Source organism: Bradyrhizobium sp. AZCC 1721 (assembly GCF_036924715.1).
Classification (GTDB): Bacteria; Pseudomonadota; Alphaproteobacteria; order Rhizobiales; family Xanthobacteraceae; genus Bradyrhizobium.
In genome coordinates this window covers 795,584-813,184 of sequence record NZ_JAZHSB010000001.1, presented here as the reverse complement: position 1 = coordinate 813,184, position 17,601 = coordinate 795,584, and the positions used below count along the sequence as shown (strand labels likewise).

Annotated in this window: 16 protein-coding genes and 1 pseudogene; 8 read left to right on the top strand and 9 right to left on the bottom strand. The window is 63.2% G+C overall.

Going from position 1 to position 17,601, the window contains the following annotated elements; translation table 11 throughout:
• Positions 1-261 precede the first annotated feature (261 nt).
• On the top strand, positions 262-813 hold the full coding sequence (locus tag V1273_RS03875; RefSeq protein ID WP_065743953.1) for an invasion associated locus B family protein: 552 nt from the start codon (positions 262-264) through the stop codon (positions 811-813).
• A 40-nt stretch (positions 814-853) separates the two neighbouring features.
• Here V1273_RS03875 and V1273_RS03870 read toward each other — a convergent pair whose 3' ends face one another.
• Genes V1273_RS03870 through V1273_RS03860 form a run of 3 tightly spaced genes read right to left on the bottom strand, consistent with a single transcriptional unit; the run spans position 854 to position 2,382 of the window.
• On the bottom strand, positions 854-1,459 hold the full coding sequence (locus V1273_RS03870; protein ID WP_334408778.1) for a TlpA family protein disulfide reductase: 606 nt from the start codon (positions 1,457-1,459) through the stop codon (positions 854-856).
• Positions 1,460-1,475: 16 nt separating this feature from the next.
• Positions 1,476-1,979 (bottom strand): DsrE family protein, encoded by a 504-nt coding sequence (locus V1273_RS03865; protein WP_334408777.1) that lies wholly within the window; start codon positions 1,977-1,979, stop codon positions 1,476-1,478.
• Positions 1,980-1,989: 10 nt separating this feature from the next.
• Complete coding sequence (locus V1273_RS03860; RefSeq protein WP_334366360.1) at positions 1,990-2,382, bottom strand: DoxX family protein; 393 nt, start codon at positions 2,380-2,382, stop codon at positions 1,990-1,992.
• 157 nt (positions 2,383-2,539) lie between these two features.
• On the opposite strand from V1273_RS03860, the gene V1273_RS03855 reads away from it, so the two are divergent.
• From V1273_RS03855 to V1273_RS03835, 5 genes and pseudogenes are all read left to right on the top strand, one after another.
• The gene (locus tag V1273_RS03855) at positions 2,540-2,935 is read left to right on the top strand and encodes a winged helix-turn-helix transcriptional regulator (RefSeq protein ID WP_334408776.1); all 396 of its coding nucleotides are present in this window, start codon (positions 2,540-2,542) and stop codon (positions 2,933-2,935) included.
• 191 nt (positions 2,936-3,126) lie between these two features.
• On the top strand, positions 3,127-4,551 hold the full coding sequence (gene tldD / locus V1273_RS03850; RefSeq protein WP_334366358.1) for a metalloprotease TldD: 1,425 nt from the start codon (positions 3,127-3,129) through the stop codon (positions 4,549-4,551).
• Positions 4,552-4,565: 14 nt separating this feature from the next.
• The gene (gene lepB / locus V1273_RS03845) at positions 4,566-5,339 is read left to right on the top strand and encodes a signal peptidase I (protein WP_442894136.1); all 774 of its coding nucleotides are present in this window, start codon (positions 4,566-4,568) and stop codon (positions 5,337-5,339) included.
• A gap of 18 nt (positions 5,340-5,357) precedes the next feature.
• Positions 5,358-5,699 (top strand): MmcQ/YjbR family DNA-binding protein, encoded by a 342-nt coding sequence (locus V1273_RS03840; protein ID WP_334408774.1) that lies wholly within the window; start codon positions 5,358-5,360, stop codon positions 5,697-5,699.
• Positions 5,700-5,822: 123 nt separating this feature from the next.
• Positions 5,823-6,394, top strand: a pseudogene (locus tag V1273_RS03835) (nucleotidyltransferase family protein).
• A 166-nt stretch (positions 6,395-6,560) separates the two neighbouring features.
• Here the strand turns inward: V1273_RS03835 and V1273_RS03830 are convergent.
• The 3 genes from V1273_RS03830 to V1273_RS03820 form a co-directional block, all read right to left on the bottom strand.
• Positions 6,561-7,088 carry a PAN domain-containing protein gene (locus V1273_RS03830; RefSeq protein ID WP_442893797.1) on the bottom strand — a complete coding sequence of 176 codons (528 nt, stop codon included), beginning with the start codon at positions 7,086-7,088 and terminating at the stop codon, positions 6,561-6,563.
• A 232-nt stretch (positions 7,089-7,320) separates the two neighbouring features.
• Positions 7,321-8,691: a glutamate--cysteine ligase gene (locus tag V1273_RS03825; protein ID WP_334383897.1), complete on the bottom strand. Its 1,371-nt coding sequence runs from the start codon at positions 8,689-8,691 to the stop codon at positions 7,321-7,323.
• A gap of 96 nt (positions 8,692-8,787) precedes the next feature.
• The gene (locus V1273_RS03820; RefSeq protein ID WP_213285562.1) at positions 8,788-9,276 is read right to left on the bottom strand and encodes a MarR family winged helix-turn-helix transcriptional regulator; all 489 of its coding nucleotides are present in this window, start codon (positions 9,274-9,276) and stop codon (positions 8,788-8,790) included.
• 281 nt (positions 9,277-9,557) lie between these two features.
• Here V1273_RS03820 and gstA point away from each other — a divergent pair, with 281 nt between their 5' ends.
• Both gstA and V1273_RS03810 read left to right on the top strand, forming a co-directional pair.
• Positions 9,558-10,172 (top strand): glutathione transferase GstA, encoded by a 615-nt coding sequence (gene gstA, locus V1273_RS03815; RefSeq protein ID WP_334408772.1) that lies wholly within the window; start codon positions 9,558-9,560, stop codon positions 10,170-10,172.
• A gap of 395 nt (positions 10,173-10,567) precedes the next feature.
• Entirely contained in the window at positions 10,568-11,674 is a 1,107-nt protein-coding gene (locus tag V1273_RS03810; RefSeq protein ID WP_334383034.1) for an IS110 family transposase, read from the top strand.
• 420 nt (positions 11,675-12,094) lie between these two features.
• Here the strand turns inward: V1273_RS03810 and V1273_RS03805 are convergent, their stop codons facing one another.
• The 3 genes from V1273_RS03805 to V1273_RS03795 form a co-directional block, all read right to left on the bottom strand.
• On the bottom strand, positions 12,095-14,308 hold the full coding sequence (locus V1273_RS03805; protein ID WP_334408771.1) for an FAD-dependent oxidoreductase: 2,214 nt from the start codon (positions 14,306-14,308) through the stop codon (positions 12,095-12,097).
• A gap of 153 nt (positions 14,309-14,461) precedes the next feature.
• Positions 14,462-15,670: an acetyl-CoA C-acetyltransferase gene (locus V1273_RS03800; protein WP_065743940.1), complete on the bottom strand. Its 1,209-nt coding sequence runs from the start codon at positions 15,668-15,670 to the stop codon at positions 14,462-14,464.
• A 62-nt stretch (positions 15,671-15,732) separates the two neighbouring features.
• On the bottom strand, positions 15,733-17,523 hold the full coding sequence (locus V1273_RS03795; protein WP_334408768.1) for an acyl-CoA dehydrogenase C-terminal domain-containing protein: 1,791 nt from the start codon (positions 17,521-17,523) through the stop codon (positions 15,733-15,735).
• Positions 17,524-17,601 lie beyond the last annotated feature (78 nt).

The window sequence follows — 17,601 nt, the reverse complement described above, 5'->3', positions numbered from 1 at the left end:
CCGGACGTCGGATTTTCCTGACAAATCAGGCAAAACCTGCCGTTTGGCAGGCCTGCACCGCTTGACAGGCCATTTGCCGGATGTAGGCACAGTCACGGCGTTCCCGAGCGACCTGATTCGCTTGGGTCCGATGGTCCTCGATGGCGCGGATTGGCTCCCGGACTGCCTTCAAGGCGCCGTCATTGCGTATCAGTCCGGGTAAGTCCAGTTACAAAATATGTGCTGCCGGCGCTGCCGGAAATCGTGAGAGGATCGACCCGGATGGGGCGTTCGAAACATAGGGCGCGACGACATCAGGCAGGATATCGCCTGGAACCGGCCCGCTGGCTCGGCGGGCTGCTCGCCGTGGCCTTCCTGCTCGGCCTGACCCAGGCGGCGAGCGCGCAAGGCGCGGTACGGTCGGTGCATGGCGACTGGCAAATCCGCTGCGACACCCCGCCCGGCGCCCAAGGCGAGCAATGCGCGCTGATCCAGAGCGTGGTCGCTGAGGACCGCTCCAACGCCGGCCTGACCGTGATCGTGCTGAAAACCGCCGACCAGAAGAGCAAGCTGATGCGGGTGGTCGCCCCCCTCGGCGTGCTGCTGCCATCCGGCCTTGGGCTCAAGCTCGACAACCAGGATGTCGGCCGCGCCGGGTTTGTCCGCTGCCTGCCGAACGGCTGCGTCGCCGAGGTGGTGATGGACGAAAAACTCTTGGGCCAGCTCCGAGGCGCCAAGACGGCGACTTTTATTATCTTCGAGACGCCCGAAGAGGGCATCGGGTTTCCGCTCAGCCTGAACGGGCTGGGCGAGGGGTATGACAAGCTGCCGTGAGGGGGCGAGCCGATAGCTCCCCAAGATTCGGCTGATCGACTTAACCGGCGCTGGCGTAGTAGTCGAGCAGCCGGCGCGCCTCGATGGAAAGCCAGTCTGCTTCACCGCTGATATAGCCTTCGACTCGCCCGGTGATGCCGATCAAAAAGGTAATGGGCATGCCATAGAGCGCGAACGGCGTGTCGGCTTGGCCGTTTGCGCCGGCTCTTGCCACAAGTCCTTGCGGATCAAGCCCGATCGCAAGGTGCCGAAGCTTCAGCCCTTTCACGAAAGGCGCAACGACCGAGCGGTCGCGATCCGTCGCCACTGCGATCACCATGAGATTCCTGACGTCGGTCGCCGCCAGGCTGTCCAGCATCGGCAGTTCGGTCCGGCAGGCCGGACACCACGTCGCCCAGAAATTGACGAGCACCACCTTCCCTCTCAAGGAGGTCAAATCGATCGCCCCGCCGGAGAGACGCGGGATCGGCACGGACGGGACAGGCCTCGCGCCACGAAGCTGGATGAACTGATGCCGGGAGGTGACGAATGGCGGCGGACCAGCGGCCTGGGCGCGCGTTGATGCGGCCGGGATCGCAACCGAGGCGCCGGCCCCGAGCAGCCCTGCAACGACCGTGCGGCGTGTTAGCCCGCGATGTAGCGTCATGGCGCGTGTCCGCTTGTCATGACCGGATGTAGGACCAACCGGCTTCCTGCAATTCGATGATGCGTCCGGGCCCGCTCGGCACCAGATCGACATTGTCGATCAGCGTGATCGGACGGCCCTCGCTGCGCTGCATGCCCTGCTTCGTCGCATCGCAGACCACGAAGCGGATGTTCGGATTCACCGCCCTTACCACCTGCAGCATGTCCTTCACCGGCGAGGTGTCGGCACGGAACATGTGAACGCCGGCATTGTAGGCAACGACCTCGATCATAAACGGCTCGTTGCGCTCCTGATAATATTTCGGAAGGTTGAGCGAGGTCGAGATCAAGGCCCGCATCGTGGTTGGATCGTCGCTATTGATCGGCAGCACCAGCCGATGCACCGGAGGCAATGCGCGCTTCGCCTCCGGTTTCGAGACAGCGGAGCCCGGCTCGGTCAGCAACAACGTCACGACCAGCGGCACGGTGAAGGTCAGAGCCAGCCCGACCCATTTGATTACCCGGCGGAAAGGCAGGCGCATTGTCGCTGCTTCAAAACGCCTTGGCGAGAGAGGCAATCGCCTCACGCTCCGAATAGGCCACGAGCGCGTTGAGCGAGAGCAGGACAATTGCCGGCACCGGCGATCCGCCGATGACGAACAGGTGCGTGATCACGGCGCCGATCATGATGCAGATCAGCAGCAGCGCACCGAAGCCGGCCTTTCGTGGAAGCAGCAACAGGATTGCCCCGATGACCTCGAGACTGCCGGTCAAATAGCGAAACCATTGACCGAGCCCAATGTGGTGAAACTCGTCCACCATCATCGGCACGCCGTAGAGCTTGACGCCCCCGGCCCCCAGAAACGCCAGCGCCAGCAATCCTCTGACAATCCACACGCCAACATGGGTCCAACGGCGCCCGGCAGGCACAGCAACGTCCGACATCGAAAACTCCAGAAAGTTTGAGAAACGGTCCCCAGGTGTCCAAGACTTAAGGTGCCTAAGGCTTAAGGCGCCCAAGACTTAAGGTGCCCAAGGCTTTCAAAATCAAAATTCGGCACTAAGATGAAATTGACAAGTAGGATGATTTTTCTGGGGTAGTATGAAAAAGCAGACCAATGAGCCCGCACCGTCCGAATGCCCCGCAGCGCCGCAGCTTCAGCGCGCCCTTCGCGTGCTTTCCGGCAAGTGGAAGGGCGAAATCCTCTGGCAGTTGGTCGGCGGCAAGCGCCGGTTCGGCGAATTGCGGAGCGCCATTCCCGACGTGACGCAGCACATGCTGACCACGCAACTGCGCGATCTCGAAAACGAAGGCCTGGTGAAGCGCACCGTGTTCCCCGAAGTGCCGCCGCGGGTCGAATACGAAATGACGCCGGCAGCGAAGGACCTGAAGCCGGTATTCGACGAACTGTCCCGCTGGGCCAATGCGCACGGCAGGCTGGAGTCCGATTCGGAGGCCGCGAATGCGGCCGGCAAAGCGCATGACAAAGGGCTGTGAGGAACCCTCCCCTTTTGCTGCGGTCATGACTATCTTCCGTGATCGTCGTCCCTGCGAACGCAGGGACCCATAACCACAGATGTCCGCGTTGTAATGTGAACTCGCCGGACGTCTGCGCTTAGAATCGGCGCTTGTGGTTATGGGTCCCCGCATTCGCGGGGACGACAGCAAACATTCGCATCGGAGCCTGCATGACCAATCTCGCCACCACCTCCCTGCTCGACCGCGCCAATCTCGACCGCGATGCCGTCAGACGCGAGATCACGCGGGGGCTTTTGGGCGCTGACGACGGCGAGCTGTTTCTGGAATACGGCCAGACCGAAGCGCTCGGCTTCGATAATGGCCGGCTGAAGCAGGCGACCTACGACACCTCGCAGGGATTTGGCCTGCGCGCGGTGAAGGACGACGCGGTCGGCTATGCGCATTCCTCCGACGTATCGCTGCCGGCGCTGATCCGCGCGGCGGACGCGGTCGCCGCGGTGCGCGGCGGCTACAGCGGCAATTTTGCCGCTGCTCCCGCGCATACCAACGTTCGGCTTTATGGCGACGAGAATCCTTTGGATGCGCCGGGGTTCGAAGCCAAGGTCAAGCTGCTGGCAGAGATCGACGCCTATGTTCGCGACAAGGATCCGCGGGTGCGGCAGGCTTCCATCAGCCTGGGCGCCACCTGGCAGGTGGTGGAAATTTTGCGGCCCGACGGCGAGAGCTATCGCGACATCCGCCCATTGGTGCGCGTGAATATTTCCGTGGTCGCCGGACAAGGCGACCGGCAGGAAAGCGGCAGCAAGGGCTATGGCGGCCGCGAGGGCTATGCACGCTTCATCGAAACCAAGGCGTGGCGCGAGGCTGCCGACGGCGCCATCCGCGAGGCGCTGGTCAATCTGGAATCGGTGCCTGCACCCGCTGGCGAAATGGACGTGGTGCTGGGCGCCGGCTGGCCCGGCGTGATGCTGCATGAAGCGGTCGGTCATGGCCTCGAAGGCGACTTCAACCGCAAGCAGACGTCGGCTTTCGCAGGACTGATGGGCAAGCAGGTCGCGGCCAAAGGCGTCACCGTCGTCGACGACGGCACCATCGCGTCGCGGCGCGGTTCTCTTTCAATTGACGACGAGGGCACGCCGACCAACCGCACCGTGCTGATCGAAGACGGCATTCTGGTCGGCTACATGCAGGACCGCCAGAACGCGCGGCTGATGAACATGAAGCCGACCGGCAACGGCCGTCGTCAGAGCTACGCCCATGTGCCGATGCCGCGCATGACCAACACCTATATGCTGGCCGGTGATCGCGATCCGGCAGAGATCATCGCTTCGGTGAAGAAGGGCGTTTATGCCGCGAATTTCGGCGGCGGCCAGGTCGACATCACCTCGGGCAAGTATGTGTTCCAGTGCACCGAGGCCTACAAGATCGAGAACGGCAAGCTCGGCGCGCCCTTGAAGGGCGCAATGCTGATCGGCAACGGGCCGACCGACCTGCACCGCATCACCATGGTCGGCAACGATCTGGCGCTCGATACCGGCATCGGCACCTGCGGCAAGAACGGCCAGGGCGTGCCGGTCGGCGTCGGCCAGCCGACGCTGCGGATGGAAAGGATCACGGTCGGAGGTACGGGCTAGTGAGCGACGAGAAACTGGTAGGTGATCAAAAGGACGCCTCTCTTAGCAAGGTAGCGAGTTGGCGCGCCCAGGCGGTGCAACTGGCGGCGATCGTTGCCGTCGTCTTCATCGCCAAGGGCGCGCTGGCCGAGCCGTTTTACGTGCCGTCCGGCTCGATGGAGCCGACGCTTCTGATCGGCGATGCGCTACTCGCCTCGAAATATCCTTACGGCTATGGCGCGGCGTCGCTGCCGATCCAGATCACGCTACCCGAGACCGGCCGCCTGTTCGGCGAAACACCCAAGCGCGGCGACGTCGTCGTGTTCCGCTGGCCGGGCGACCGCTCGCAGGCCTGGGTCAAGCGCGTGGTCGGATTGCCGGGCGACCGCATCCAGTTGCGGCAGGGCCAGCTCTTCATCAACGACCATGCCGCGACGTTGGAGCCGGACGGCCTGGCGCAGGCCGAAGACGATCGCGGCAATACCGAACGGGCCTATCGCTTCGTCGAGACGCTGCCGAACGGCGTCAGCCATGCCATCTTCAAGATGCGCGACAATGGAAGGCTCGACAACACGCCCGAGGTCATCGTGCCGCCGGGCAAACTGTTCGTGCTCGGCGACAACAGGGACAATTCCGCCGACAGCCGCGTCTCCGTGCGCGACGGCGGCGTGGGATTGTTGCCGATCGACAATCTGATCGGCCGCGCCGATGCCGTGGTCGGCTCCTGGGATCTCGGCATCCGTAACCAGCCGGTATGGACCTGGCTGTCGGGTTTCCGGCTGGCGCGGTTTTTTACGTCCGTGCATTGAGGACGTAGCCGGCCGCGCATGACCTTCGACGACGTCCGAAAAATCGCGCTGGCCTGGCCGGAGGTCGAGGACGGCACTTCCTACGGCACGCCGGCCTTGAAAGTGCGCAAGAAGATGCTCGTGCGGCTGAATGAGGACGGCGACAGCCTGGTGATGCCGGGCGTGCCAAGGGATGAGCGCGAGATGCTGGTGGAAAGCCAGCCGAAGGTATTTTACTTCACCGATCACTACCACGATTATCCGATCGTGCTGATCCGCCTCTCGAAGGCCAGCCGCGCCATCGTCGAGCCGTTCCTGCGGCGACACTGGCGCAGTTTGGCGTCGAAGAAGGCGGTGAAGGAATTCGACGGGAATTTGTAGGGTGGGCAAAGGTGCACTTCGCCGTGCCCACCATCTCGCTCGCAACATTGGGCACGCGGAGCCTGTCATCGGGCGCGCATTCGCGCGACCCGTTGGCTTTGCCCACCTTACGGCGGCGTGCCTATGGATAGAGACCAATTCCTCACCGCCGCATTACAAAATCCCATCAACGAAATCATCACCGAGGAACTGTTTCGGCTATCGCTGCCGGACGCGTGGCTGGTCTCCGGCTGCCTGGTGCAGACGTGTGGAACGTGCTGACCAAGCGCGCGGTCGATTACGGCATCAACGATTACGACGTGTTCTATTTCGATCCCGATACGTCCTGGGAAGCCGAGGATGCCGTCATCCGCACGCTGACGCGGCGCTTTTCAAGCCGCGGCATCGCGGTCGAGGCGCGCAACCAGGCGCGCGTGCACCTCTGGTACCCGGAGAAACATGGCCTGCCCTACCCGCCGTTGCGTTGCTCGACCGATGGCATCGACCGCTTCCTGACCAAGAACACCCAGATCGGAATCCGGCGCACGCGGGATGGCTATGAGGTTTACGCGCCGAATGGTTTTGATGATGCCGCTGGGATGATCGCGCGGCCCAACCCGGGACCAAATTTCTCTGCTGCGAATTACGCGGCAAAAGCTGAGCGATGGAAGGCGCTGTGGCCGGAGCTCACGGTACTGCCGACGAATGCACCATAACAATCATCGTCGTCCCTGCGAACGCAGGGACCCATAACCACCAGCCTACATTGTCGAAGCGCAGCCGTCGCCCCTTGTGCCCTTTGCGCGGGCCGCGGTGTATGGGCCCCTGCGTTCGCAGGGGCGACATGTTGAGAGGTCCTCGCCTCTATCCCGTACAAGGCCGCTACCGCACCACGCCTGAGGTAAACCCCGCCTTCCTTCGCGGCGGCTTGATGTCCTTCTTCAGGAAGCAATGGGCGTCCTTGCCGGCGTAGCCGGGGCGCGCGTAGGTCCAGGCGCGGCATTTGTTGTCGGCGGCGCAGGCTGCCTTGCAGACGTCATCGCCGTCGCCGTCCTTGAGATCGAAATTCTTGTAATCGCCGCCGACGCGGTCGATTGAGGTTTCAACGCTATCATTGCGGCGCTCGACCACGCCGGCGCCGCGCACGCCGGAAACGCAGCAATCGCCGCTCTTGATTCGGGGCGGCACGCTGCCCTTCAGCCAGCAGACCGCGCCCTTGATCAAGCCGGTCGGATAATTAAAGCTCCAGGCGCGGCAGCGCCGATCGCGCTCACAGATCAGCGCGCATTCCGCCGGATCGCCCGAGGTCACGGGAGCGCTGAGATAATCGCCGCCGGGACGGTCGAAATTGGCCTGCGCCAGCGCCGGGCGCGTGCATACGGCCGCCGCCAAAAAGGCGAGCGCCACCATACACGCCCTGAGCAGGCGACCAGTCTCCATCTGCGGTTGCTTTCGAATGCGCGCGTTGTCAGCGCGGGATGACTTTCCTCGAAAAGTCGTCCCGCCCTCAGCCCATTGATTCAGCATGATTTTTTCGAAAGACCGGCAGGCGGTCGTTCGGATCATGCTGGATCGGCCGTCATTTGAGCGTCATCAACCTGTACGGCGGATGAACGGCCCGAAGACCAGGCAACCCGTTTAATCAGAACGCGTATTCCTGATAGACCGGCTCCACGGAGCCACCCCAATCGCCGTTGAATTTATCCAGCATCTCTTCCGCCGGCGTGCGGCCCGCTTCGAGGATGCGCTCCAGCGGTTCAAGGTGGCGGCTCTCGTCGCGGCCGGAGTGGTCGACGCGGTTGCGCCGCCGCAAGCCCGCATGCGACAGCTTCAGGCATTCCTTGGCCATCTCGAACAGATAGCGGTCCTTGATCCTGGCCTTGAAGCCGAAGCGCGGGACGTCGTCGCGCAACGCCTGACGCTCCGCGGCGGTCCAGTGGCTGACCAGGTCCCAGGCCGCGTCGAGGCTGTCATTGTCGTACAACAGGCCGACCCAGAACGCCGGCAGCGCCGGCAGGCGACCCCACGGCACGCCATCGGCGCCGCGCATTTCCAGATAACGCTTCAGGCGAACTTCCGGGAAGATCGTCGACAGATGATTGGCCCAATCTGATATCGTCGGGCGCTCGCCGGGCAACGAATTGTTGCGGCCCTCGAAGAAGGCGCGGAACGACGAGCCGGCGACATCGATATAGGTCTCGCCGCGCTTGACGAAGTACATGGGAACATCGAGCGCGTAGTCGACCCAGCGCTCGAATCCCATGCCGTCCTCGAATACCCACGGCAGCATGCCGGAGCGCGCGTTATCCGTGTCGCGCCAGATCTCGGAGCGAAACGACAGGAAGCCGTTGGGCTTGCCCTCGGTGAACGGCGAATTGGCGAACAAAGCGGTCGCCACCGGCTGCAGCGCGATCGACACCCGCAGCTTCTTGACCATGTCGGCTTCGGAGGAGAAGTCGAGATTGGTCTGCACCGTACAGGTCCGGTACATCATGTCGATGCCGTACTGGCCGACCTTCGGCATGTAGTTGGTCATGATCTTGTAGCGGCCCTTGGGCATCATCGGGATCTGCGACCGCGACCAGGACGGCGTCATGCCAAGCCCGAGGAAGCCGATGCCCAACGGCGTCGCGATCTCGCGGACCTGCGCCAGGTGCGCCATCAGCTCGGACTGGGTCTGGTGCACGTTCTCGAGCGGGGCGCCCGATAATTCGAACTGCCCGCCCGGCTCCAGTGAGATCGCGCCGCCCCCAGTGACGTCATACAGCCCGATGATGTTGCCGTGCTCCATGATCGGCTCCCAGCCGAGCAAAAGCTGCATGCCTTCGAGCAGCGCGCCGATGCCGCGCGCGCCTTCATACGGCACGGGCTGGCGGCCCTCCAGCGTGAACGGGGTCTTCTCATGCTCGGTGCCGATGCGAAACTCGGACGGCTGTTTGATGCCGGCCTCGAACCACGCGACGAGTTCGTCACGCGATTGCAGCGGCGTCATATCGATCTGGTCACGCGCCATGAAAAAATCCGGATATCTGGCGATTCGACCGAACGCGCCGTGTGGCTGAAGGGGTGCGGGCAGCAACGTCCGCACCAACGAAACGTATCAAAGATGTCATCGCGCCGGCACGCTGTCGCGGGCAGCGGCCGCCTTGACGTCGGAGCACGAACAGCCCAGCCGGTCGAGCAGACCGCAAAGCTTCATGGCGTCGGCATCGGACAGTTTGGAGCCGACGTGCTTTTCGATCGCCGCCGAATAGGCGCCCCACATCTTCTTCTGCAACTCGCGCCCGGCTTCGGTGATCTCCACGAACTGGCCGCGCTTGTCGATCTTGCATTCGCGCCGCGCCGCCAGGCCCTCGTCCACCAGGCGGTCGATCAGCCGCGAGGTGGAATATTGCGGGATCAGCATCTGCTTTTCCAGCTCAACCGGGCGCATCTCGCCGGACGGGGCGCGCGACAGTTCCAATAGCGCATCATACCAGGCCAGCGGCGGAAAGCCCGCCTTCTTCAAATCCTGTTCGACGGCATCGAGCACCCGGCTCTGCACCCGCATCAGGCGGATCCAGGCGGCGGTCGCCTCGGTCGATGGTTTGCGTTTCATGGTCCGGTCCGTATCTGTCACTGGCTAGTGCCGCCGATTTGAACTTCCTATACTGCCTGCCGCGAGATCGTGCAGAAACTTCAAATCGATCAGCGGCACTAGAATCGTCTTGTTACTGGTGCCCCTTTTCCGAAGTTCGCGCCGGTGGCCCCGCGAAAGCTCGCGAACTTCGGAAACGGGACACCAGTGTACCGCACTAAATGCATCTGCATCAATCTTGACTATTCCATGCAAATGCATTTAGTCATCCCGCCAATAATATCGAGGGAAGGAAAAATCCAATGAAACTGTATTATTCCCCGGGCGCCTGTTCGCTGTCCCCCCATATCGCGCTTCTCGAGGCCGGTCTGCCCTACGACCTGGTCAAGGTCGATCTGCGCGCCAAGAAGCTGGAGAATGGTGACGACTTTTTGAAGGTCAACCCGAAGGGCCAGGTGCCGGCGCTGGCGCTCGATAGCGGCGAGCTGGTGACCGAAGGCCCGATCATCGTCCAGATGATCGCCGACAAGGCAGGCAAGAATCTGGCGCCGCCTCGCGATTCGGACGAGCGCTACAAGCTGCTGGAATGGCTGAACTACATCACGACCGAGCTGCACAAGAATCTCGGACCGATGTTCTCACCTCTGCTCGCCGACGACGCCAAGGCGTTTTTCAAGGACCGCGTCATGAGCAAGTTCAAGTACCTCGAAACGGCGCTGGCCGGGCGCGACTACGTGATGGGCAAGCAATTCACTGTAGCCGATGGCTATCTGTTCACCATGCTGATGTGGGCGACCGACCGCTTGAAGTTTGATCTCTCCGATATGCCGAACCTTCTTGCCTACAAGGCCCGCATCGCTGCGCGCCCGAAGGTGCAGGAGGCGATGACCAAGGAAGGGCTGCTGAAGGCGGCGTGAACGCTCCACAGATTGTGGAAAATGCGAAAGGGCCGGATCGTCGATCCGGCCCTTTTTGTTCGTGGCACTGCTCCCTCCAGTAGTCGTCCCTGCGAACGCAGGGACCCATAACCACAGGGAGCTGTTATTGCAGAAGGCGTCGGCCAGACTGCCTCATCTATAGATCACGCGGTATGGATCCCTGCGTTCGCAGGGACGACGGAATAGAGGCGAGAACCCCTCAACTTGTCGCCCCTGCGAACGCAGGGGCCCATAACCACAGGGAGCTATTGTGCAGAAGGCGTCGGCCAGGCTGCCTTATCGATAGATCACGCGATATGTTGGGGTGGACGGCCCCCGACGGCATCGATGTGCCAGAATGAGGTCGGTAAAGATCTCAGACAAGGGAGCCGTCCATGAACGATATTATCCGAATTGGTGTCGACACGTCCAAGAGTGTTTTCCAGCTGCATGGCGTTGATGCGGCCGAGCGGCCGGTGCTGCGCAAAAGGCTGCGCCGGCGCGATTTCCTGAGCTTTTTCGGCAAGCTGCCGCCGACCGAGGTCGGCCTGGAAGCCTGCGGCGGGGCGCACTACTGGGCGCGCGAACTGATGGCGCTGGGACATGAGCCGAAGCTGCTGCCGGCGCAGCACGTGAAGCCGTATGTCCAGCGCAATAAGAACGACAAGCAAGATGCCGACGCGATCTGCGAGGCAATGAGCCGGCCGCGCATGAGCTTCGTGAGGGTCAAGAGTGTGGAAGAGCAAGCGGCGCAAATGTTGATGACGATGCGCCAGCGGCTGATCGACTATCGCACGCAGCTCATCAACACCATCCGCGGTCACGCGGCCGAGTTCGGCCTCGCGGCCGCCAAAGGGCCTGCCCATGTCGAGCCGCTGCTGACGCGCATTGCCGAAGACGGAACGGTGCCCGCGCTTGCCAAAGAGCTGTTCGCCATCCACGGTCAGGAGTACGACCGGCTGAGGGGTGAGCTGCGCGAGATCGAAGCGAAGCTGAAGGCCTGGCACCGGCAGAACGAGATGAGCCGCCGCCTTGCCGAGGTCGATGCCATCGGCCCGATCGGCGGTTGTCTGCTGACGATCAAGGCTCCCAATCCGCAGGTCTTCCGCTGTGGCCGCGACTTTGCGGCCTGGATGGGCTTGACCCCGAAGGATCATTCTACCGCAGGTAAAATGCGGCTCGGCGTCATTACCCGCGCCGGCGATGAGAGCTTGCGCCGCACCCTGGTGGTGGGCGCCACCTCGGTGATCAAGCAGGTTCGCAAAGGCAAGGCTCATCCCTCGCCCTGGCTGCGCGATCTGGTGGCGCGCAAGCCGCCGAAGCTCGCCGCCGTGGCGCTCGCCAACAAGGTGGCGCGCATTGCCTGGAAACTGATGGTCAGCGGCGAACGCTACGACGCGGCACGCGCCGGCATCGTCTCTCCGAGGCCGAGTGTAGCGCCGTGCTCGCCTCGTCAAGGCCGCTGCGCGCCGCCTGCGGCGGTGGCCTTCGGCCAGCCTTGACAACCCTGCGCGCGGCGCTCAACAGCGGCCGCCATCGGAGCAACGACCCAATCTGGGCCTCGCCCACACAACAAGGTGACCACATGACCTTCAACTGACGCAGATCAAAGCTTCGGCGTGAGGGTAACTTCACGCTGCAGGCCGAAGCTTGCTCGAGAACGGAAGATGGACCTGATCGATCGATCACAGTCACGAGGCAACACTCCGTGGGACCCATTGGTGCAAGACACCGCCACTATGTTTGGAGCTCGTATTGTGGACCCCATCTTGGCAGCGGTCATGTGCGACCGCATCAACAGACCGGACATATGGCCGCAATCGCTTCGATCGAACCGCGTTCCGCCTCTTGCAAGCAGGGGGCCGTCCACATATGGGTCCCTGCGTTCGCAGGGACGACGATTGATTTGCGCGAGCTGCTCCTTACGCCGCCTGCTTCTTCGGCGGGAAGCGGCCGTAGAACGTCTCGCCGCTTGCCGCCATGTCCTCCAGCAGCTTCGGCGGGGTGAAGCGGGAGCCGTATTTGGCTTCCAGCTTGTGGCAGAGCTCGACAAACTTCCGCGTGCCCATGAAGTCGATATAGGACAGCGTGCCGCCGGTGAATGGCGCGAAGCCGAAGCCCAAGATCGAGCCGACATCGGCCTCGCGCGGGTCGGTGATGACGTGGTCCTCCACCGTACGCGCGGCCTCCACCGCCTGCACCACCAGGAAGCGCTGCTTCAATTCCTCTACATCGATTGTGTCGGGGTCGAGCTGCTTCGGCTGCAGCGCGGATAGTCCCGGCCACAGGCTTTTCTGGCCCTTGCCCTTTTCGGGATAATCGTAAAAGCCCTTGGCATTCTTGCGCCCCAGGCGGCCCTGCTTCTCGACCAACTCCACCATCAGCTTCTTCTGGTCGGGGTTGATGGCGTTGGGGCCGAGATCGGCCTCGGTCGCCTTGATGACCTTCAGGCCGAGGTCGAGAGCTACTTCATCCGACAGCGACAGCGGACCGACCGGCATGCCGGCCATCTTGGCGCAGTTCTCGATCATCGCCGGCGGCACGCCTTCGAGGAACATCTCGTTGCCTTCGGCGATGTAACGGCCGACGCAACGGTTGGCGTAGAAGCCGCGGGAATCATTTACGACGATCGGCGTCTTGCCGATCACCCGCACATAGTCGAGCGCGGCGGCGAGCGCGACATCGCCGGTGTTCTTGCCGAGAATGATCTCAACCAGCATCATCTTCTCGACCGGCGAGAAGAAATGGATACCGATGAACTTGCCCTGCTCCTTAAAGCTTTCGGCCAGCGAGGTGATCGGGAGCGTCGAGGTGTTGGACGCGAAGATCGCGTCAGGCTTGAGATATTGCTGCGCCTTAGCGAAGGTTTCCGCCTTGACCTTGCGGTCCTCGAACACCGCCTCGATGACGAGGTCGCAATCCCCGAGCGCGGCGTAATCCGCTGATGGCGTGATGCGCGCCAGCAGCGCGTCGCGATCGCCTGCCTTGGCGCGGCCCTTGGCGATCTGCTCGTCGATCACCTTCTGCGCATGCGCCTTGCCCTTGTCGGCGCTTTCCTGGTCGCGGTCGATCAGGACGACGTCGAGGCCAGCGCGGGCCGAGACGTAGCCGACGCTGGCGCCCATGAAGCCGGCGCCGATCACGGCGATCTTCTTCACCTTGGTCGGCGGCACGTTCGCAGGCCGCCGCGCGCCCTTGTTCAGTTCCTGCATCGACAGGAACAGGCTGCGGATCATCGCGGCGGCTTCCTTGGAGCGCAGCACTTGCGTGAAGTAGCGCGACTCGACGCGGAGCGCGGCGTCGATCGGCAACTGCAGGCCCTCATAGACGCAGCTCATGATGGCGCGTGCCGCCGGATAATTGTCGTAGGTCTCGCGGCGGTAGATCGCATTCCCCGCCGGGAACATCATCATGCCGGCCTTGGAGAACACCGGTCCGCCCGGCAGCTTGAAGCCCTTCTCGTCCCAGGGCGCGACCGCCTTGCCGCCGTCCTTGATCCAGTCCTTCGCCGCCTTGATCAGGTCGGAAGCCGGCACGATGGCGTGGATCAGGTTCAGCGACTTGGCCTTCTCCACGGTGACCGGGTCGCCCTTGAGCAGGATCGTCATGGCGTCCTGCGGCGGCACCAGGCGCGGCACGCGCTGGGTGCCGCCGGCACCGGGGAATAGGCCGACCTTCACCTCGGGGAGGCCGAGCCGGGTCTTGGGATTTTCAGCCGCAACACGGTAGTGGCAGGACAGCGTCACCTCAAAACCGCCGCCGAGCGCCAGCCCGTTGATCGCGGCCGCCCACGGCTTGCCGCAGGTTTCGATGCCGCGCAGCACCAGCGAGAAGCGCCGGCTCTGGTCGAACAGCATCTGGTTGGCGGCAACCTCGCCCTTTTCCTTGAAGACTTTCGCGTATTCCTTGTTCATGCCCTCGAGCATGGAAAGATCGGCACCGGCGCAGAACGCTTCCTTAGCGGAGGTGATGACGACGCCCTTTACGGCGGCGTCCGCCGTGGTCTGTTTCAGGATCTCCTCGAGCTCGGTGGTCGAGGCTTCATCGAGTACGTTCATCGAACGTCCCGGAATGTCCCAGGTGACGAGCGCAATGCCGTCGGCGTCGGTCTCTAGCTTGAAATTCTTGAAGGCCATGTAGTTGCTCCCTCGGTGCCGGCAGCCGATGTCAGGCGCGGCGGTTGTGTCTGTGATCTCGTAGAGCGGGCAAAGGCGCACTTGCGCCGTGCCCACCATCGCTTGCGGAGAATTCCATGGTGGGCACGCTCAGCTTTGCCCACCCTACCGCAGTTACACCCGTTCGATGATCGTAGCTGTCCCCATGCCGCCGCCGATGCACAACGTCACCAACGCAGTCGATTTGTTGGTGCGCTCCAACTCGTCGAGTACGGTGCCGAGGATCATGGCGCCCGTTGCGCCTAGCGGATGGCCGAGCGCGATCGCGCCGCCATTGACGTTGATCTTCGAATTGTCAATCTCGAACGCCTGCATGTAACGCAGCACGACGGAAGCAAAGGCCTCGTTGAGCTCGAACAGGTCGATGTCCGACTTCTTCATGCCGGAACGCTCGAACAGCTTTTCGGTGACATCGACCGGGCCGGTCAGCATCATCGCGGGCTCCGATCCGATGTTGGCGAAGGCACGGATTTTTGCGCGCGGCTTCAGGCCGTGCTTGGCGCCTGCTTCCTTGCTGCCGAGCAGCACCGCGCCGGCGCCATCGACGATGCCGGAAGAGTTACCGGCATGGTGGACGTAATTGACGCGCTCGATTTCGGGGTGCGACTGGATCGCGACCGCATCGAAGCCGCCCATCTGCCCGACGACGGTGAACGACGGCTGCAGTTGCGCCAGCGACTGCATCGTCGTCGTGGGCCGCATGTGCTCATCCTTGGCAAGGATGGTCAGGCCGTTGACGTCCTTCACCGGAACCACGGACTTGTTGAAGCGACCCTCGTCCCAGGCCTTGGCGGCGCGTTGCTGGCTCTGCACGGCATAAGCGTCGACGTCGTCGCGCGAAAAACCGTATTTGGTGGCGATCAGATCGGCCGAGACGCCCTGCGGCATGAAATAGGACGGCACCGCCATCGAGGGATCCATCGGCCAGGCGCCGCCGGACGCGCCGATGCCGACGCGGCTCATCGATTCGGCGCCGCCGCCGATCACGAGTTCATGCTGGCCGGCCATGATCTGGGCGGCGGCAAAATTCACGGCGTCGAGGCCGGACGCGCAGAACCGGCTGATCTGCACGCCGGGGACGCTTTCGCCGAGGCCCGCCTTCAGCGCCGCGAAGCGCGCGATGTCGCTGCCGGCTTCGCCGACCGGATCGACCACGCCGAGGATAACGTCGTCAACGACGTCTTCAGCGAGGTTGTTGCGTTCCTTCAGCGCCTGCAGCGGCACGGTGGCGAGCGCCAGCGCCGTGACCTCGTGCAGCGCGCCATCGGGCTTGCCGCGGCCGCGCGGGGTGCGAACGTGATCGTAGATATATGCCTCAGGCATGACGCCCTCCTGGTATGAGGATCATAATATTATAGGCAGATCGAACGGGAAACGGCGAAAAATCAGAACGCTTCCGCCGCCAGTTCCATGGTGGTCGCGCAACCGGACTGAATGCGCGCAAGATGGACGTGGGTCTCCGGCAGCATCCGCTCCATGAAGAAGCGGCCGGTCACCAGTTTGGTCGTCAGATAGGGCGTGGCACCATCAGCCGCAATCTTGTCCTGCGCCACCTTCGCCATCCGCGCCCACATGTAGCCGAAGGCGACGAGGCCAAACAATTGCATGTAGTCGGTGGCGGCGGCGCCGGCGTTGTCGGGCTTGGCCAGCGCGTTCTGCATCAGCCAGCCGGTGGCCTGCTGCAGATGGCCGAGCGCGGTCGAGAGCGGCGCCACGAACGGCTTCATCGCCTCATTGCCACCGTGCTCCTTGGCAAAGCCTGCAACTTCGGCAAAGAACGCCATCACGGCGCGGCCGCCGTTCCGCGGCAGCTTGCGGCCGACCAGGTCGAGCGCCTGGATGCCGTTGGCGCCCTCATAGAGCATGGCGATGCGCGCATCGCGCACGAACTGCTCCATGCCGTGCTCGGCGATATAGCCGTGGCCGCCATACATCTGCTGCGCCAGCACCGCGTTGGAGAAGCCGACGTCGGTCATCACGCCCTTCATGACCGGGGTCATCAGGCCCATATGATCGTCGGCGGCCTCTCGATCCTTCGGATCAGAGGAGCGGTGGGCGACGTCGCTCTTCAGCGCGGTCCACACCACCATGGCGCGCGCCGCCTCGTTGAAGGCGCGGATGGTGAGCAGCACGCGGCGAACATCCGGATGCACGATGATCGGATCGGCCGGCTTGTCCGCCTCCTTTGCGCCGGTGAGCGACCGGCCCTGCAGACGCTCGCGCGCATAGGCGACGGCGTTTTGATAGGCGACTTCGGACTGCGCCAGACCTTGCACGGCGACGCCGAGGCGGGCCTCGTTCATCATCACGAACATGCCCTGCATGCCCTTGTTCTCTTCGCCGATCAGCCAGCCGGTGGCGTTGTCGTAGTTCATCACGCAGGTCGAATTGCCGTGGATGCCCATCTTGTGCTCGATCGAGCCGCAGGACACGCCGTTGCGCTGCCCCAGCGATCCGTCGGCGTTGACGAGGAATTTCGGCACCACGAACAGCGACACGCCCTTGATGCCGGCGGGAGCGCCTTCGATGCGCGCCAACACCAGATGGATGATGTTCTCGGCGAGGTCATGCTCGCCGGACGAGATGAAGATCTTGGTGCCCGTGATCTTGTAGCTGCCGTCGGCCTGCTTCACCGCCTTGCTGCGCAACAGGCCGAGATCCGTGCCGCATTGCGGCTCGGTGAGGTTCATGGTGCCGGTCCACTGACCCGCCACCATCTTCGGCACGAACATGTTCTTCTGTTCAGGCTTGCCGTGCACCAGAAGCGCAGCCGTCGCGCCCATGGTCAGGCCGCCATACATCGAGAACGCCATATTGGCCGCGCTCTGGAATTCGGTGACGACCTGGCTCAACGTCACCGGCAGCCCCTGCCCGCCATATTCCGCCGGCGCCGACAGACCGAGCCAGCCGCCTTCGGCCACCTGCTTGAAGGCTTCCTTGAACCCCTTCGGCGTCGTCACCGTGCCGTCGTCATGCCGCTTGCAGCCTTCGAGATCGCCGACACGGTTGAGCGGCTGCAGCACCTCTTCGGAGAGTTTTGCGGCCTCGCCCAAAATCGCCTCGCGCACATCCGCGGAAGCGTCGGTGAAACCGGGCAGATTGTCGTAGCGATCGATCTGGAACACGTCGTTGAGCAGGAAGGTGACGTCTTCCACGGGGGCTTTGTAGATCGGCATGATGTTCTCCCGGCAGGGCAGGCTTGAATACTGGCGGCGGCGCTTGAGTTGAAATTGTGCGGCGTTCCGGAAAGCGAC